At 68.1% G+C, this 17,005-nt stretch carries 14 protein-coding genes; 1 reads left to right on the top strand and 13 read right to left on the bottom strand.

Going from position 1 to position 17,005, the window contains the following annotated elements:
* Window positions 1-130: 130 nt before the first annotated feature.
* The gene (locus tag ACKTTN_RS00920) at window positions 131-931 is read right to left on the bottom strand and encodes a M23 family metallopeptidase (protein WP_407908685.1); all 801 of its coding nucleotides are present in this window, start codon (window positions 929-931) and stop codon (window positions 131-133) included.
* A 106-nt stretch (window positions 932-1,037) separates the two neighbouring features.
* Here ACKTTN_RS00920 and ACKTTN_RS00925 point away from each other — a divergent pair, with 106 nt between their 5' ends.
* A complete protein-coding gene (locus ACKTTN_RS00925; RefSeq protein ID WP_407907999.1) occupies window positions 1,038-1,463 on the top strand; it encodes a DciA family protein in 426 nt (141 codons plus the stop codon).
* A 259-nt stretch (window positions 1,464-1,722) separates the two neighbouring features.
* Here the strand turns inward: ACKTTN_RS00925 and lpxC are convergent, their stop codons facing one another.
* The 12 genes from lpxC to ACKTTN_RS00985 form a co-directional block, all read right to left on the bottom strand.
* On the bottom strand, window positions 1,723-2,646 hold the full coding sequence (lpxC, locus tag ACKTTN_RS00930) for a UDP-3-O-acyl-N-acetylglucosamine deacetylase (protein ID WP_407908000.1): 924 nt from the start codon (window positions 2,644-2,646) through the stop codon (window positions 1,723-1,725).
* A 373-nt stretch (window positions 2,647-3,019) separates the two neighbouring features.
* On the bottom strand, window positions 3,020-4,255 hold the full coding sequence (ftsZ, locus tag ACKTTN_RS00935) for a cell division protein FtsZ (RefSeq protein ID WP_407908001.1): 1,236 nt from the start codon (window positions 4,253-4,255) through the stop codon (window positions 3,020-3,022).
* A gap of 161 nt (window positions 4,256-4,416) precedes the next feature.
* The gene (ftsA, locus tag ACKTTN_RS00940) at window positions 4,417-5,652 is read right to left on the bottom strand and encodes a cell division protein FtsA (RefSeq protein WP_407908002.1); all 1,236 of its coding nucleotides are present in this window, start codon (window positions 5,650-5,652) and stop codon (window positions 4,417-4,419) included.
* A complete protein-coding gene (locus tag ACKTTN_RS00945) occupies window positions 5,649-6,461 on the bottom strand; it encodes a cell division protein FtsQ/DivIB (protein ID WP_407908003.1) in 813 nt (270 codons plus the stop codon). Before ACKTTN_RS00945 ends, ftsA begins: the two co-directional genes overlap by 4 nt.
* Window positions 6,458-7,438: a D-alanine--D-alanine ligase gene (locus ACKTTN_RS00950; protein ID WP_407908004.1), complete on the bottom strand. Its 981-nt coding sequence runs from the start codon at window positions 7,436-7,438 to the stop codon at window positions 6,458-6,460. The genes ACKTTN_RS00945 and ACKTTN_RS00950 overlap by 4 nt, the downstream gene beginning before the upstream one ends.
* Window positions 7,435-8,871, bottom strand: coding sequence for a UDP-N-acetylmuramate--L-alanine ligase (gene murC, locus ACKTTN_RS00955; RefSeq protein WP_407908005.1), 1,437 nt, complete (start codon window positions 8,869-8,871; stop codon window positions 7,435-7,437). Before murC ends, ACKTTN_RS00950 begins: the two co-directional genes overlap by 4 nt.
* Complete coding sequence (gene murG, locus ACKTTN_RS00960; protein ID WP_407908006.1) at window positions 8,868-9,974, bottom strand: undecaprenyldiphospho-muramoylpentapeptide beta-N-acetylglucosaminyltransferase; 1,107 nt, start codon at window positions 9,972-9,974, stop codon at window positions 8,868-8,870. The genes murC and murG overlap by 4 nt, the downstream gene beginning before the upstream one ends.
* A complete protein-coding gene (gene ftsW, locus ACKTTN_RS00965; RefSeq protein ID WP_407908686.1) occupies window positions 9,971-11,293 on the bottom strand; it encodes a putative lipid II flippase FtsW in 1,323 nt (440 codons plus the stop codon). The genes murG and ftsW overlap by 4 nt, the downstream gene beginning before the upstream one ends.
* The gene (mraY, locus tag ACKTTN_RS00970) at window positions 11,290-12,384 is read right to left on the bottom strand and encodes a phospho-N-acetylmuramoyl-pentapeptide-transferase (protein WP_407908007.1); all 1,095 of its coding nucleotides are present in this window, start codon (window positions 12,382-12,384) and stop codon (window positions 11,290-11,292) included. The genes ftsW and mraY overlap by 4 nt, the downstream gene beginning before the upstream one ends.
* Complete coding sequence (locus ACKTTN_RS00975) at window positions 12,374-13,750, bottom strand: UDP-N-acetylmuramoyl-tripeptide--D-alanyl-D-alanine ligase (protein WP_407908008.1); 1,377 nt, start codon at window positions 13,748-13,750, stop codon at window positions 12,374-12,376. Before ACKTTN_RS00975 ends, mraY begins: the two co-directional genes overlap by 11 nt.
* Window positions 13,747-15,216 carry a UDP-N-acetylmuramoyl-L-alanyl-D-glutamate--2,6-diaminopimelate ligase gene (locus ACKTTN_RS00980; RefSeq protein ID WP_407908009.1) on the bottom strand — a complete coding sequence of 490 codons (1,470 nt, stop codon included), beginning with the start codon at window positions 15,214-15,216 and terminating at the stop codon, window positions 13,747-13,749. The genes ACKTTN_RS00975 and ACKTTN_RS00980 overlap by 4 nt, the downstream gene beginning before the upstream one ends.
* Window positions 15,213-16,994 carry a peptidoglycan D,D-transpeptidase FtsI family protein gene (locus tag ACKTTN_RS00985; RefSeq protein ID WP_407908687.1) on the bottom strand — a complete coding sequence of 594 codons (1,782 nt, stop codon included), beginning with the start codon at window positions 16,992-16,994 and terminating at the stop codon, window positions 15,213-15,215. Before ACKTTN_RS00985 ends, ACKTTN_RS00980 begins: the two co-directional genes overlap by 4 nt.
* Window positions 16,995-17,005 lie beyond the last annotated feature (11 nt).

The raw sequence follows: 17,005 nt of genomic DNA on the forward strand, positions 1-17,005 counted from the left end.
GGTTGGAAAAGGGGCTGCGGCGACGTTCGAGCGTCGTCGCCAATAAAAAAGGGCGCTGGGCGCCCTTTTACGGCATCGCGGATTGTAGCTGGAGGCGGTCGGCGGCGTTTACAAGCCGGCCGGTTGCCAGTCAGCCGCGGCCGATGTCCTGCTGCAGGAACGGGCGCGGATTCACCACGCGGCCGTCGCGCCAGACTTCCAGGTGGACGTGCGCGCCGGTCGAGCGACCGGTCGAGCCGGCCTTGGCGATCTCATCGCCCGCACGGACGAGTTCGCCGATGCGGCGTTCGAGCTGCGAGTTATGGGCATAGCGCGTGACGTAGCCGTTGCCGTGGTCGATCTCCACCACGTTGCCGTAGCCGGAGCGCTGGCCGACGAAGCTGACCACGCCGTCCGCCACCGCCAGCACCGCGTCGCCCGTGTTGGCCGAGAAGTCGATGCCCTTGTGGAACTCGCCGCCGCCGACGATCGGGTCGGCACGTTCGCCGAAACCCGAGGTGACGTAGCTGTCGCGGATCGGCGCGTGCGAGGGCACCGCGGCCAGCGTGAGCTTGCGGTCCGTCAGCAGGGTGTCGAGCACCGTCAGCTGCTCGCCCGAGCTGCGCAGCTGGCGCGACAGCAGGTCGAGGCTCTCGCCCAGCTCCGCACGCGGCATGTCGCGCACCGGGCCCGCGCCGCCGACGCCGACCGGCTGGTCGAAGTCGAATTCGCCGTCCTTCAGCCCGCCCATCCGGGTCAGGCGGTCGCCGAGCGCGTTGAGGCGATTGGCCTGCGCCTGCAGCTCGCCGACACGCGCGGCCAGCGCATTGAGTTCGCGCTGCGCCTGCCCGGGCGTCAGATGCGCCTGCGAAGCCTGCTGCTGGCGGATCGAAATCGCCGAGCCGGCGACGCCGCCGGCGACCAGCAGCGCGAGGCCGCCGGCCATGAACATCGACAGCGCCAATGCGGGGCGGCGCGCGGCGCGCTCGCCAAGGAACGCGATTGCGTCGCTGATGAGATCGCGGGGATTTAGGATGGTCGAAACGCTCATAGGTCCGATGTCAGACTCCAAGCCCAGATCCCGGAAGACCGCCACCGGCCCCGCCCGCGCACCGCTCGATGCGGTGCTGGACGGTCCGGGCGGCGACCCCGTGCGTCGAGCCCTGTGGCTCGACGACCTGGACGGTCGATTACGCCCATGCCTGCCCCAGGGGCTGGCCGCGCATGCGCGGCTCGCGAATTTCGATCGCGGCAGGCTCGTGTTTGTCGTCGACGCTCCGGTCTGGCAGGCCAAGCTGCGGCTGGCCATCCCGGAACTCCTTCATGCGGCCCGGTCCATCGGGCTTGCGGCGAGCGATGTCGTGATCAGGACATCGCCGGGGACGTCCACCGACCGCCAGACGGTCAGGGCACCTCGTCCCATGTCGCCCGCGACGCAGCAGGCGCTGCAGGCGGCGCTGGCATCGCTGAGGGACGTCGATTAGGTCCCGTACGCGTGATGCCCCTGCCGTACGGCGCGGTATGCCGACGGCGAGGTGGCGGGATGCTACCCGCGCCTTTTCAGCCGGGTGTTAACACCCCGGTAAGCGAAGCGACGAACTCGTTAAGACCGGGTTATTCGTCACCGGAAATTCACCCGTGTGACGACGAACGGTCGTGCAGCGGGCACGGAACGGCCGCGCGGCACGGCCGAAATGCCGCACTGCACGATGCAAGTAATTGATTCGAAACGGCCGAGGCCGCTCAGGCGGCGCCGAGCGCCGGCAGGCCGGGAGCGCCGAACACGACAGGCGTAGGCGCCGAACCGGTGAAGGTGACTTCTTCCCAGGCGCCCTGCTCCGCCAGCAGCGCCCGCACCAGCTTGTTGTTCAGCGCGTGGCCCGACTTGTAGCCCTCGTACGCGCCGATGATGGCGTGGCCGGCGAGGTACAGGTCACCCACCGCGTCGAGGATCTTGTGACGCACGAATTCGTCGGCGTAGCGCAGGCCGTCGTCGTTCAACACGCGGAACTCGTCGAGGACGATCGCGTTATCCATCGAACCGCCGAGCCCGAGGTTGCGCTCGCGCATGTACTCGAGGTCGCGCATGAAGCCGAACGTACGTGCGCGGCTGACTTCGCGGATGTAGGCCTCGGTCGAGAAGTCGACCACCGCGCGCGACTGCGCCGCCGGAATGGCCGGATGGTCGAACTGCACGGTGAAACCGATGCGGAAGCCATCGTGCGGCGAGAAACGCGCGACCTTGTCGCCGTCGCGCACTTCGACATCGCGCAGCACGCGGATGAAACGCTTCGGCGCCTCCTGCTCGGCGATTCCCGCCGACTGCAGCAGGAATACGAACGGGCCCGCCGAGCCGTCCATGATCGGCACTTCGGCCGCGGACAGTTCGATGTAGCAGTTGTCGATGCCGAGGCCGGCGAGCGCGGACAGCAGGTGCTCGACCGTCTGGATCTTGCCTTCGCCACAGCTCAGGCCGGTGCACAGGATCGTCTCGGTGACGAGATCGGCGCGCCCGGGGATTTCGACGATGGGATCGAGATCGGTGCGACGGAACACGATGCCGGTCTCGACGGGCGCGGGCCGCAGCGTCATGAACACCTTTTCGCCGCTATGCAGACCGACGCCGGTCGCGCGGATGGTGTTCTTGAGGGTTCGCTGACGAAGCATGTTTGCGCGGTCGGGCCTGGTACGTGCCGGTCGGAAAAGTTAACACGGGGGTGGCTGAACCTGAACGGAAAAGCCATGACGACATGTTGCACCGACGGGACATAGCGGCACCGCGCGTTAAGGCGGAGTCACGTCGGCGCGGATCGGCGCCATTCGCCGACGGCCGGTGGCCTGCGACGTAAAACGGTGGGATGCCACGCGGGCATCCCACCTCAATCAACGACCGACGGACGGCGGTCGAAGCTATGCGACGCCGCGAGCGCGCGACGTGGACTGCGGCCGGTTGCGGAACACCGGCGGTGACGCGTCCGCACCGGCGCGAACGCCAGTGGCGGTGTTCATCGCGCGGCGTTGGATCGCCGCGCGCGATGCGTCAGTCGGCCTGGCGACGCAGGAAGGCCGGGATGTCGAGATAGCTGTCGCCACCGAAATCGGCAACCGCCGGCTGCGACGCCGGTGCAGCCGGCGCGGCGTCTACGCGGGTGCGCAGGCTGCTGGTGAAGCTCGGCATGTTCGGCACGTTCGGCGAATACGCGTTGGTGATGTCCTCGATCGGCATGCCCGTGGTGCCGTCACGCTTGGTGGCGACCACCTGCATCTGCGGACGACGCTGGCTCTCGAAGCCGCGATCGGTGCCGCGCGCGACGTTGCGATTGAGGCCGGTCGCGACGACGGTGACGCGCACTTCGTCCTGCATGTCCGGATCGAGCACGGTGCCGATCACGACGGTCGCGTCTTCCGACGCGAACTGCTCGACCGTGCGACCGACTTCGTCGAACTCGGCCATCGTGAAGTCCGGGCCGGCGGTGATGTTGACGAGGATGCCATTCGCGCCCGACAGGTTGACGTCGTCGAGCAGCGGGTTCTGGATCGCGGCTTCGGCCGCGGCCTGCGCGCGATCGTCGCCGCGTGCGGCGCCGGTGCCCATCATCGCGAGACCCATCTCGCTCATGACGGTGCGCACGTCGGCGAAGTCGACGTTGATCAGGCCCGGGCGGACGATCAGGTCGGCGATGCCCTGCACGGCGCCGAGCAGCACGTCGTTGGCGGCACGGAACGCCTGGATCATCGTCGCATTGCGACCGAGCACGGTGATCAGCTTCTCGTTCGGGATCGTGATCAGCGAGTCGCAGTGGTGCGACAGCTCCTCGATGCCCTTGAGCGCGACCTGCATGCGGCGGCGGCCTTCGAACGGGAACGGCTTGGTGACGACGGCGACGGTCAGGATGCCCATCTCCTTCGCGAGCTGCGCGACGACCGGCGCGGCGCCCGTGCCGGTGCCGCCACCCATGCCGGCGGTGATGAACACCATGTCCGCGCCCTGCAGCGCATCCATGATGCGATCGCGATCCTCGAGCGCGGCCTGGCGGCCGACTTCGGGATTCGCGCCGGCGCCGAGGCCCTTGGTGACGTTGCCACCGAGCTGCAGCTGCATCTTCGCGCCGCAGTTCTTGATGGCCTGCGAATCGGTGTTGGCGGTGATGAACTCCACGCCGTCCACGCTGCTGTTGACCATGTGCGCGACGGCGTTACCACCGCCGCCACCCACGCCTACGACTTTGATGACGGCGTTGGGAGCCATCTTCTCGACCAGTTCGAAATGAGCCATGTCCGTTGTCCTCGTTGGTGCGGGCATTCGTTGCGTCCCCGATGCCCGCTTTATTTGATGTGTATTGTTGCTGATGTCTGAAACGATGTGTGTTGTTGCTACGAAATTTCCTGCAACTTTTTCGCTTCTTCGCCCGCTTCGAATGACGACGCGTCCTGCCCTCAGAACTCGCCGCGATACCAGTTCTTCAATCGACTCAACATGCCGCCCGCGCGACCGGTCGGCAGCATCGGCCGACGCGGGTTTTCGATCTGGCTGCCCATCAGCAGAAGGCCGACGCCGGTGGCGTGCACCGGGTTGCCCACCACCTCGCCCAGGCCGGTGACGTGCTGCGGAATGCCCACGCGCACCGGCATCTGCAGCATCTCTTCAGCGAGTTCGACGACGCCTTCCATCTTCGACGCGCCACCCGTCAGCACCATGCCGGCGCGGACGTGCTGCTCGAAGCCCGAGCGGCGCAGTTCGGCCTGCACCATCTCGAAGATTTCCTCGTAGCGCGCCTGCACGGCCTGCGCGAGCGAGGCGCGCGGCATGCGACGCGGTGGGCGATCGCCGACGCTGGGTACCTGGATGGATTCTTCGGCCGTCGCCATCTGCGCCAGCGCGCAGGCGTAGCGGACCTTGATCTGCTCGGCTTCCGGCGTGGGCGTGCGCAGCATGTGCGCGATGTCCTCGGTCACCTTGTCGCCCGCGATCGGCAGCGACGCCGAATGCGCGATCGCGCCCTGCACGAACACCGCGATGTCGGTCGTGCCGGCGCCGAGGTCGACCAGCACGACGCCCAGCTCGCGCTCGTCCGGCGTCAGCACCGCCTGCGCCGACGCAAGCACCGCAAGCACGAGGTTGTCGACCTGCAGGCCGCACTTCTGCACGCACTTGGAGATGTTGGCCGCGGCCGACTGTGCGCAGATCACCAGGTGCGCATGCACCTCGAGGCGCACGCCGTTCATGCCGACCGGGTTGCGGATGCCTTCCTGCGAATCGTCGAGCACGTAGTCGCGCGGGATCGCGTGCAGGATCTTCTGGTCGGCCGGGATCGCCACCGCCTTCGCGGCTTCGAGTACGCGATCGAGATCGGCGTAGGTGACCTCGCCGTCGCGGATCGGCGCGATGCCCTGCGAATTGCGGCACTGGATGTGGCTGCCGGAGATCGATGCATAGACCGAGCGGATCTCGCAGCCGGCCATCAGCTCGGCTTCTTCGATCGCGCGCTGGATCGACTGCACGGTGGAGTCGATATCGACCACCACGCCGCGACGCATGCCGCGCGATTCGTGCGAGCCGAGGCCGATCACTTCGATCGGCTGGCCCGGCAGGTACTCGCCGACCAGCGCGGTCACCTTGGAGGTGCCGATGTCGAGGCCGACGATCAGCGATTTGTCGCCCTTGCGATTCATGTGAGAGATGGAGTCGGGAGTCGGGGAATGGCGAACGCGGCGCGCGGTGCAGGCGCAGCCGGCGTCGTGGTCGGCTTCGCGGGGGCCGCGCCCTGCGGCGCGCTCCAGGTCAACGCGAAACCGTTGGTGTAGCGAAGGTCGGCACGCTCGATGTGGCGGTCCGGATTGACGAGCAGTTGCGGCATCAGGCGCACGAAGCGGCCGATGCGCGCACGCGCTTCATTGCGGCCGACCATCACCTGCGTCGGAATGCCACCGTGCGCGCGGTCGAGCAGAACGATCGACCAGCTGCCGCGCGGATCGAGCACGACGGTGTCGACCTGCATGCCGATCGGCGTGAACAGCGTGCGTGCCTGCTGGTACAGCTCGACGACCTCGCGCGAGCGCGCGTCGGGCCCGTCGAAATGGGGCAGGCCGGCCGGCACGACGGCACCGCGCGCTGCGAACAGCGCACCGCGGTCGGAGAGCAGGCGGTCACTGCCCCAGCGTGCGAACGGGCGATGTTCGGTGATGGACACCTCGAGCACATCGGGCCAACGCTTGCGCACCTGCGCGCGATCGACCCACGGCAGCTGAGCGACGGCGGCCTGTGCCTGCTGCAGGTCGACGGCGAAATAGCCGCGCTTCGCGTACGGCAGCAACGCGCGCTGCACGAGCTGCGGGTCGACGTGTTCGAACGGGCCTGTCGCACGCAGATGCGTGAGCGGCCAGCGGTCGGCCCCGATCCATCCGCGCAGCACGGCGACCACAGGCAGCGCGACGAGCGCTACGGCGATCAGCCAGCCTGCGAGACGGAGCATGGGGTTCACGCCGCGGCACCTCCGCGCGCAAGGCTCGACTCGAGCACGCGCCAGCACAGGTCGGCGAATTCGATGCCGACCTGGCGCGCGGCCTTCGGCACCAGCGAATGGCTGGTCATGCCGGGCGCGGTGTTCACTTCGAGCAGGTAGAACTTGCCGGTCGTGCGATCGCGCATGACGTCGACGCGACCCCAGCCTTCACAACCCGCCGCCTTGAACGCAGCGACGGCGATGCGGCGGATCTCCGCTTCGGCCTCGCCCTCGAGCCCCGGACACAGGTACTGCGTGTCCTCGGCGATGTACTTGGCGTTGTAGTCGTACCACTCGCCCTTGGGCACGATGCGGATCGACGGCAGCGCGACGAAGTCGTCGCCGTTGGCGATCACCGCGACGGTGAGTTCGTCGCCGACGACGAGCTGCTCCATCAGCATCTCGCCGGGGTAATGCGCGGCGAGTGCGACCGCGTCGTCGAGGCCCGCATCGTCGTGCACGCGCGACACGCCGACGCTGGAGCCTTCGCACGACGGCTTCACGATGACCGGCAGACCGAGGCCGCGACCGGCAGCGTGCACATCGTCGCCCTTGGCGAGGCGCACGTAACGCGGTGTCGGCAGGCCGACGCTCAGCCACACCTGCTTGGTACGGATCTTGTCCATCGACAGCGCGGAGCCGAGCACGCCCGAACCGGTGTACGGAATGCGCAGCGCCTCGAGCAGCCCCTGCAGCACGCCATCTTCGCCGCCGCCCTTGTTGCCGTGGAGGATGTTGAACACGCGATCGACGCGTCCGTCGCGGATCGCGTCGACCAGCGCATCGATGCCGTCGACACCGAACGCATCGACGCCCTTGGACTGCAGCGCCTCGAGTACGTTGCGGCCGGAATCGAGCGACACCTCGCGCTCGGAACTGGTGCCACCCATGAGCACGGCGACGCGGCCGAACGCAGCGGCGTCGGTCGTGCGCGACGGGACGATGGTGATGCTCAAGACTCGGCTCCTTCGAAACCGTGCGCCGCGATGTGCTGCGCGGCATGGCCGATGTCGCCCGCGCCCATCATCAGCAGCAGGTCGTCGGCACGGAGGACGTCGGGCAGCACCCGCGCGAGATCGGCAGCGCGCGAGACCACGACGGGTTCGGTGCGGCCGCGCGCGCGGATCGCGCGGGCCAGCGATTTGGCGTCGGCGCCCGCGATCGGCGCTTCGCCGGCGGCGTAGACATCCGTCAGCACCAGCACGTCGACCTCCGACAGTACCTGCGCGAAGTCGTCGAACAGATCACGCGTGCGGCTGTAGCGATGCGGCTGGAACGCGACGACCAGGCGCTTGTCCGGCCAGCCGCCGCGCGCCGCCTTGAACACCGCGTCGAGTTCCTTGGGGTGATGGCCGTAGTCATCGACCAGCGTGACCGTGCCGCCCGCGACCGGCACCTGCGCAAGCAGGTTGAAGCGACGACCGATGCCGGCGAAGTTCTCGAGCGCGCGACAGATCGCCGGCTGCTCGACACCGAGCTGCCAGCCGACCGCAGCGGCGGCAAGCGCGTTCTGCACGTTATGGCGGCCGGGCAGCGCGAGCGTCGTCTCGCAACGCGTGCCGTCCGGCATGCACAGGGTGAAACGCATGCGTGCGCCCTGCTGCACGACGTTCTCGGCGCGCACGTCGGCGTCGGCCGCGAAGCCGTAGGTCAGCACGTGGCGCGTGGCGTTCTTCGCCAGCGCCGCCACCTCCGGATCGTCGATGCACAGCACGGCAAGGCCATAGAACGGCAGGCGATGCAGGAATTCGTCGAATGCGGCCTGCACCTTGGCGAAGTCGCCGCCGTAGTTCTCGAGGTGATCCGCATCGATATTGGTGACGACGGCGATCTGCGGATTCAGGCGCAGGAAACTGCCGTCGGATTCATCGGCCTCGGCGACCAGCCAGTCGCCACCACCGAGCTTCGCGTTCGCGCCGGCGGCGAGCAGCTGGCCGCCGATCACGAAGGTCGGATCGATGCCGCCCTCGCCCAGCACACTGGCGGTGAGCGATGTCGTGGTGGTCTTGCCGTGCGTGCCGGCGATCGCGATGCCACGCTTGAAGCGCATGAGCTCGGCGAGCATTTCCGCGCGCGGCACGATCGGGATGCGCTGGTCGCGCGCGGCCATCAGCTCGGGGTTGTCGGCCTTGATCGCGCTCGACACCACGAGGCATTCGACGCCGTCGACATTCTTCGCGTCGTGGCCGCGATGCACCGCGATGCCAAGGCGCGCGAGGCGGCGCGTCACCGCGTTGTCGGCGTTGTCCGAGCCCGACACCTGGTAGCCGAGCGTGCACATCACTTCCGCGATGCCGCTCATGCCGACGCCGCCGATGCCGACGAAGTGCACGCGCGCGCCGCCGTCCGCGGCGTTGTCGAGCAGGCGGTGGCGGTGCGTGGCGATCATGCGGCGCGTTCCATGGCGATCTGTTCCATTACGAGGTCGGCCACGCGCGACGCGGCATCCGGCTTGGCGAGCGAACGCGCAGCGTCAGCCATCGGGCGGAGCGCGTTGCGCGTGTCGAAGGATTCGAGGGTGTCGGCGAGCGCCGCCGCGAGATGCTCGTCCTGACGCAGAAGGCGCGCGGCGCCGCGGTCGACGAGGAACTGCGCGTTCTTGGTCTGGTGGTCGTCCACCGCCTGCGGGAACGGCACCAGCACGCTGGCGACGCCGACCGCGCAGACTTCCGCGAGGGTGAGCGCACCCGCACGGCAGACAACGAGGTCCGCCCACGCATAGGCCGCGGCCATGTCGGCGATGAAGGGTTCGACGGATGCATCGACGCCTGCGTCGCGATATGCGGCGTTTGCCGCGTCGAGCATCCTTTCCCCGCACTGGTGACGGACCTGCCAGCGCGTGCGATCGCGCAACGATGCGATGGCAGCCGGCACCGCGCGATTGAGCGCCGCGGCGCCCTGGCTGCCGCCGAGTACCAGCAGGCGCAGCGGGCCTTCGCGACCATCGAAGCGCGCCGAAGGCGTCGCGACGTCGGCGATCTCGTTGCGCACCGGATTGCCGACCACGTCTTCGTTGGCGAACGTGTCCGGAAAACCGGTGAGCACGCGACGCGCCATCTTCGACAGCACGCGGTTGGTCATGCCGGGTGCGCGGTTCTGCTCGTGCACGAACAGCGGAACGCCGGCGAGCTTCGCGGCAAGGCCACCCGGGCCCGCCGCGAACCCACCGAAACTGATCACCGCCTTCGGGCGGCGGCGTGCGAGCACGGCACGTGCCGCGGACACCGCAGACATCAACTTGAACGGCGCGGCGAGCAAGGTCGCGACGCCCTTGCCGCGCACGCCACGGATCGCGATGGTGTCGACATCGATGCCGTGCTGCGGCACCAGGCGCGTTTCCATGCCACCTTCGCTGCCGAGCCAGCCCACTGCGACGCCACGACGGCGCAGCTCATGCGCGACGGCGAGGCCCGGGAAGATGTGCCCGCCCGTGCCACCGGCGAGGATCATCACGCCGGCCTGTGCATTCGCGTTGGTGCGCGCGTCGGTCATGCGCTGTGGCGCCCGAACAGCGGTTCGATGCGCGGACGCAGGCGATTGGTGCCGCGCGGGTCCGCGCGACCGATCGGTGCAGCAGCCGGCGTCGACGCTGTCGCAACGGCTGGGCGCGAGACGACATCCGCCTGGGCCGCCCCCGGTGCGACGCCGACGGTGTCGCGACGCAGCGCGACCTGGCGACGCGCGCGTTCGAGTTCATACGAGATGCGCAGCAGCAGGCCCATCGCCACCATCGTCATCGCGATGGACGAACCGCCGTAGGAAATGAGCGGCAACGTGAGGCCCTTGGTCGGCAGAAGGCCAAGGTTGACGCCGATCGACACCGTGCTCTGGATGCCGATCCACAACGCGATGCCGAAGGCGCAGTAGCCGGCGAAATGGCGGCGCATCTCGATGCACTGAAGGCCCACCCACAGCGCACGCGCGACGAGGCCTGCATACAGCGCGATGACCAAGCAAACGCCGACGAAGCCGAGCTCCTCGGCGATGACCGCCATGATGAAGTCGGTATGCGCTTCGGGCAGGTACGACAGCTTGTGCACGGACGCACCGAGCCCCGCGCCGAACCATTCGCCACGTCCCACCGCCATCAGCGCGTTCGCCAGCTGGTAGCCATCGCCGAACGGATCGGCGAACGGATCGGTGAACGAGGTCAGGCGACGCACGCGATACGGCTCGAGCAGGATCATCGCGCCCGCCATCGGCACCAGCGCGAGCACCGGGCCGACCAGGCGCGGCAGATTCGCGCCACCGAGCACGAGCATGCCGGCGGTCATCGCGAGGATGAGCGCGGACGAACCGAAATCCTTCTGCACCGCGAGCAGCACACCCGCGAACGCGAGCGCGACGCCGATGACCTTGATGATCGCCTTCCAGCTGGCACTGACCTCTTCGCTGAAGCGCTTGAGGTAGGCCGCCAGCCACACCACCATCATCAACTTCACGGCCTCGACCGGCTGGAAGTTGACGACGCCGAGATTCACCCAGCGCTTGGCGCCCTTCACCGTCACGCCGAGGCCCGGCACCACCACCATCAGCAGCAGCACGAGGCCGACGATCGGCATCCACTGCGCATAGCGTTCGACGGTCTTGAGCTCGAGCCGCATCACCCACGCCGCGGCAATGGAGCCGGCGAGCAGGAAGAACAGATGCTTGGTGAGGTAGTACGTCGGGCTCGCCGCCTGCGCGACCGAGCTCGAACCCACCATGACGATGCCCAGGCACAGCAGCCCGCCGATCAGGCCGAGCAGCCACGGGTCGTAGCGTCCGGTGATCGCGTCGAGGCGCGTGGCCTGGCGGGACATGTCCATCAGCGCACCTTCAGCGTCGCGAGGCCGATGAGGACGAGCACCACGGAGATGATCCAGAAGCGCACGATCACGCGCGGCTCGGGCCAGCCCTTGAGCTCGAAGTGGTGGTGGATCGGCGCCATCTTGAAGACGCGCTTGCCGGTGAGCTTGAAGCTGGCGACCTGGATCATCACCGAGAGCGTTTCGATGACGAAGATGCCGCCCATGATCACCAGCACCAGCTCCTGGCGGACGATCACCGCGATCGTACCGAGCACAGCACCCAGCGCGAGTGCGCCGATGTCGCCCATGAACACCATCGCCGGATAGGTGTTGAACCACAGGAAGCCGAGCCCGGCACCTGCGATCGCCGCGCAGATGACGATGAGTTCACCGGCGCCGGGCACCTGCGGGATCTGCAGGTAGTTCGAGAACACCGCGTTGCCCGACGCATACGCGAACACGCCGAGCGCGCACGCGACCAGCACCGTCGGCATGATCGCGAGGCCGTCGAGGCCGTCGGTGAGGTTCACCGCATTCGAGAACCCGACAATCCACAGGTACGCGATGAACACGAACGACACGCTCACCAGCGGCAGCGCGACCTGCTTGAACAGCGGGATGTAGAACGTCGTCGCGGCCGGCACGCTCGGGTCGGCGGTGTAGTAGAGGAACAGGCCGGCGCCGAGGCCGAACACCGACTGCAGGAAATACTTGGTGCGCGAGCGCATGCCGTTCGGGTCGCGGCGGACGATCTTGATCCAGTCGTCCCACCAGCCGATCGCGCCGAACGCCACCATCACCGCGAGCACCAGCCACACGTAGCGGTTGCGAAGATCGCCCCACAGCAATACCGACGCGAGCACGGTGAGCAGGATCAGCGCACCGCCCATGGTCGGCGTGCCGGCCTTGGAGAAATGCGACTGCGGGCCGTCGGTGCGGATCGGCTGGCCGCCGGCCTTGAGCTGGCCGAGGCGGCGGATTACGCCGGGGCCGACCCACAGCGAGAGGAACAGCGACGTCAGCGCGCTGAGGATGCCGCGGAACGTGAGGTAGCTGAAGAGCCCGAAGTGGCTCTGCAGCTGTTCGAGCCAGCGGGTGAGTTCAAGCAGCATGCGTATGTCCGTTGAGAAGGGCGGCGACGATGCGATCCATCGCACTGCCGCGGGAGCCCTTGACGAGCACGCGCACGTCGGCGGACAGGTCCGCACGCAGCGACTCGGCGAGCGATTCGTGGGTTTCGAAATGACGCGCACTCGCACCGAACGCGTCGGCGGCAGCGGCGCTCAGCGGTCCTAGCGTGTACAGCCTCGCGATGCCCGCTTCGCGCGCGCGCGTGCCGGCCTGCGCATGCAACGCGACCGCATCGTCGCCGAGTTCGCGCATGTCGCCGAGCACCAGCCACGCTTCGCCGGGCGTCGATGCCAGCGTGTCGATGGCCGCGGCGAGCGAGCCCGGGTTCGCGTTGTAGCTGTCGTCGATGAGCGTCGCGCCGCTGCGCAGGCGATGCGTGACGAGGCGGCCGGCGACCGGTCGCGCGGCCGACAGTCCGCTCGCGATCGTCGCCAGCCCGACGCCGGCACCGATGGCCAGCGACGCGGCGGCGAGTGCATTACGCACGTTGTGACGGCCCGGCATCGCGAGCTCGACCGCCGCCTCGCCGTCCGGCGTGACGAGCGTGAAACTCGAACCGGCTTCGGTCAGCACGATGTCGCGCGCGGTGACGTCGGCGCTGGTCTCGAGGCCGAAGCGGATGTGGCGACGTCCCGCCGCGCGTTCGGCGAAGAACGGCGCGAAGCTGTCGTCGGCGTTGATCACTGCGACGCCATCGGCGGGCAGCGCGTCGTAGATCGCGGCCTTCGTGTCGGCGACACCGAGCAGCGAGCCCATGCGCTCCAGGTGCGCCGGCGCGATGTTGTTGACGATGGCGACATCGGGACGCGCGATCGCCGTGAGATATGCGATGTCGCCCGGCTGGCCCGCGCCCATTTCGTAGACGGCGAACTGTGCGTCTTCCGGTGCGTCGATCACCGCGAGCGGGAGGCCGATCTCGTTGTTTCGATTGCCCGGGTTGCCGTAGGTGCGACCGGCGAGTTCGAGGATGGCGAGCGTCAGCGTCTTCACGCTGGTCTTCCCGTTGCTGCCGGTGATCGCGACGACCTTTGTCGATCGCGACGCCTGCAGGCCGCGCGCGATATCGGCAAGCGCGAGCTGCGTGTCGCCCACCAGCACCTGCGGCAGCGCGCCGTCGACGCGCGACACCAGCGCAGCGCCAATGCCCGCATCGGCCGCTGCGGCCACATGGTCGTGTCCGTCGAAACGCGCGCCCTTCAGCGCGACGAACAGGCTCGATGCACACACCGACGGCTCGACACAGGTCAGTCCGCGGGTGTCGGTCAGCAGGCGATCGACCACGATATCGTCGCCGGCGACACGGCCGGCGGTCATCGCGGCGATCTCGGACAGGCGTAGCGGCCTCATGCACGCACCTCCAGCGCTTCGCGCGCGATGCGGGTGTCGTCGAACGGATACTTCACACCGGCGATTTCCTGGTCGGACTCGTGGCCCTTTCCGGCGATCAGCACCACGTCGTCCGCGTCGGCACCTTCGACCGCGTGGTGGATCGCAGCGCGACGATCGCGCATCACGATCGCGCGGTTGCGATCGGAAAAACCCGCGAGAATGCCGGCGACGATCGCATCACCGTCCTCGCCACGCGGGTTGTCGTCGGTAACGATCGCGACGTCGGCCAGGCGCTCGGCGATCGCGCCCATCTGCGGACGCTTGCCGGTGTCGCGCTCGCCACCGCAACCGAACACGCAGATCAGGCGGCCCTTGGTGTGCGCGCGCAGCGTGGACAATGCCTGTTCGAGCGCATCGGGCGTGTGTGCGTAATCGATGACGACCAGCGGTTGGCCGGCGTCGCCGAGCCGGTTCATGCGGCCGTGGATCGGCTGCAGGCGCGACAGCGTGGCTGCGACGTCGGCCACGCCCGCACCGAGCGAATGCAGGACGCCCGCCACGGTCAACAGGTTGTCGACATTGAAGCGGCCGAGCAGCGACGACTGCACCGGCGCGCGCACGCCGTCGCCGACGAGATCGAACGCGATGCCGCCCGCGTCGAGCCTCACGTCATCGGCGCGCAGCGTCGCATTCGCCGCGCCGCGCGAGCTGACGCCGATGCCGCGCACGTGCGACGGCAAGGCATCGAACAATTGCGCACCGTACTCGTCGTCGAGATTGATCACGCCGGCCTTCAGGCCCGGCCAGCCGAACAGGCGCGCTTTCGCGGCGCCGTACGCGGCCATGGTGCCGTGATAGTCGAGGTGGTCGCGGGTGAGATTGGTGAATGCAGCGACGTCGAAACGCACGCCGTCGACGCGACCCTGGTCGAGCGCGTGCGAGCTTACTTCCATCGCCAGCGCTTGGGCGCCAGCGTCGCGCATGTCGCCGATCGACGCGTGCAGCTTGAGAACGAGCGGCGTCGTGAAACCGGTCGGCACGGCGTGGCCGTACAGGCCGACACCCAGCGTGCCGACCGTGCCCGCGGTGACGCCGCGCAGCGTCCACGCCTGCGCGATGAGCTGCACCGTCGACGTCTTGCCATTGGTACCGGTGACACCGACGACGGTCATCGACTCCGTCGCGCGGCCATGGAAGCGATGCGCCATCTCACCCAGGCGCGAACGCAGGCCCGGCACGGCGATCGCATCGGCCGGCGCGGGATGTTCGGCCGGTGACGGCGGCTCGAACAGGATCGCCGACGTGCCGCGCGCTTTCGCTGCATCGACAAAACCGAGGCCGTGCGCGCCGAAACCACCGATGGCGACGAATGCGTCACCCGCGTTGATTTCGCGGCTGTCCTGCACGAGGCCGGAAACGACCAAGTCGACGGGGATACCGTCGACGTCGGGAAACAGCTCGGCCAGTCGCATCGTGCGCGTCATGGCGTCACCGGCAGCGCGTCGAGTGGCGTGTCGACATCGTCGTCGGATGCGGCTGGAACCGTCGTCGCGACCTGTGTCGGAACGGCGTGGTCACCGTGCGCGTTCTTGTCCTGCGCGGCCAGCCACGTTTCGATGTCGTCCGGCGGCACGTCCATGAGGCGCAGCGAGCCTTCCATCACCGACTTGAACACCGGCGCGGATACAAGACCGCCGAAGTAGCCCTTGCTCGGATCGGGATCGTTGACGATGACGACGGTCGCGAAGCGCGGGTTGTCGACCGGCACGATCCCGGCGAAGTACGCGAGGTAGCGCAGCGAATAGCCGCCGCGGCCGTTGAACATGCGCGCGGTGCCGGTCTTGCCGGCGACGTGGTAGCCGAGGATCGCGCCCTGCGTCGCGGTGCCGCCCTTCTCGGTGACCGTCTGCATCATCTTCATGACCTCGTGCGCGACGGCGGGATCGAGCACCTGGCGCGTCGCGCCATGCTCGCCCTTGATGAAGGTCGGCGTGGTCATGACGCCGTTGTTGGCGATCGCCGCGTATGCGACGGCAATCTGCAGCGGCGTTGCCGACAGGCCGTAACCGTACGAGATCGTCGCCTTCGACGTACCGCTCCAGCGCGACGGCGCCGGCAGCACGCCGGCCGATTCGCCCGGGAAACCGCTGCCGGGCTTTGCGCCGTAGCCGAAGCGACGGATGAAGTCGTAGAAGTACTGGTCCTTGAGCTTGGCGGAGATCTTGGTCGCGCCGATGTTCGAGCTCTTGGTGATGACGCCGGTCACCGTCTGCAGGCCGTAGTTCTGGTGATCGCGGATCGTGTAGCGGCCCAGCTTGAGCCAGCCGGGCGACAGATCGATGGGCGTGTTCGGCGTGACCACGTGCGCGGTCAGCGCCGCGGCGATGGTGATCGGCTTCATGGTCGAGCCGGGCTCGAAAACGTCGGTCACGGCGCGATTGCGATGTGCTTCGCGATCACTCGTATTCACCGCGTTCGGATTGAACGTCGGTAGGTTGGCCATCGCCAGGACTTCGCCGGTGGCAACGTCGAGCACGACGATCGAGCCGCTCGCCGCGCCGTGCTCCATCAGCGCGTTGCGCAGCTCGCGATACGCGAGGAACTGCACGCGGCGATCGATCGTGAGCGTGAGATCGCGACCCGGCTCGGTGGCGCGCACGAGGTCGACGTTCTCGATGATGCGACCGTGGCCGTCGCGCAGGACACGCTTGGCGCCCGGCTTGCCGCGCAACCATTCGTCGAATGCGAGCTCGAGTCCTTCCTGGCCTTCGTCATCGACGTTGGTGAAGCCGAGCACGTGCGCCATCGCTTCACCCTGCGGGTAGAAACGGCGGTACTCGCGCTGGCTCGCAACGCCGGGAATGCCGAGCGCGAGGATCTTCTTCGCCTCGTCCGGATTGATGCGGCGCTTGAGGTAGAGGAATTCCTTGCCGGATTTCTGGCTGAGCTTGCGCTGCAGCACGTCCACCGGCACGCCGATCGCGTCGGCAAGCTGCGGCAGGCGATCCGGATTCTTCAGCAGTTCCTGCGGGTTTCCCCACACCGATTCCACCGGCGTCGACACCGCCAGCGGCTCGCCGTTGCGGTCGGTGATCATGCCGCGCGACGTCGGAATCGGAATCTCGCGCAACGAACGTGCTTCGCCCTGCGCGACGTAGAAGTCGCGGTCGAGCACCTGGATGTAGAACGCGCGCGCGACGAGTGCGAACGAGCACAGGCCCATCGCCGCGGCGAGGCACAGCAGGCGCATGCGCACATCCATCCGCGAACGAC

This window comes from Lysobacter claricitrinus (assembly GCF_045866565.1).
Classification (GTDB): Bacteria; Pseudomonadota; Gammaproteobacteria; order Xanthomonadales; family Xanthomonadaceae; genus Cognatilysobacter; species Cognatilysobacter claricitrinus.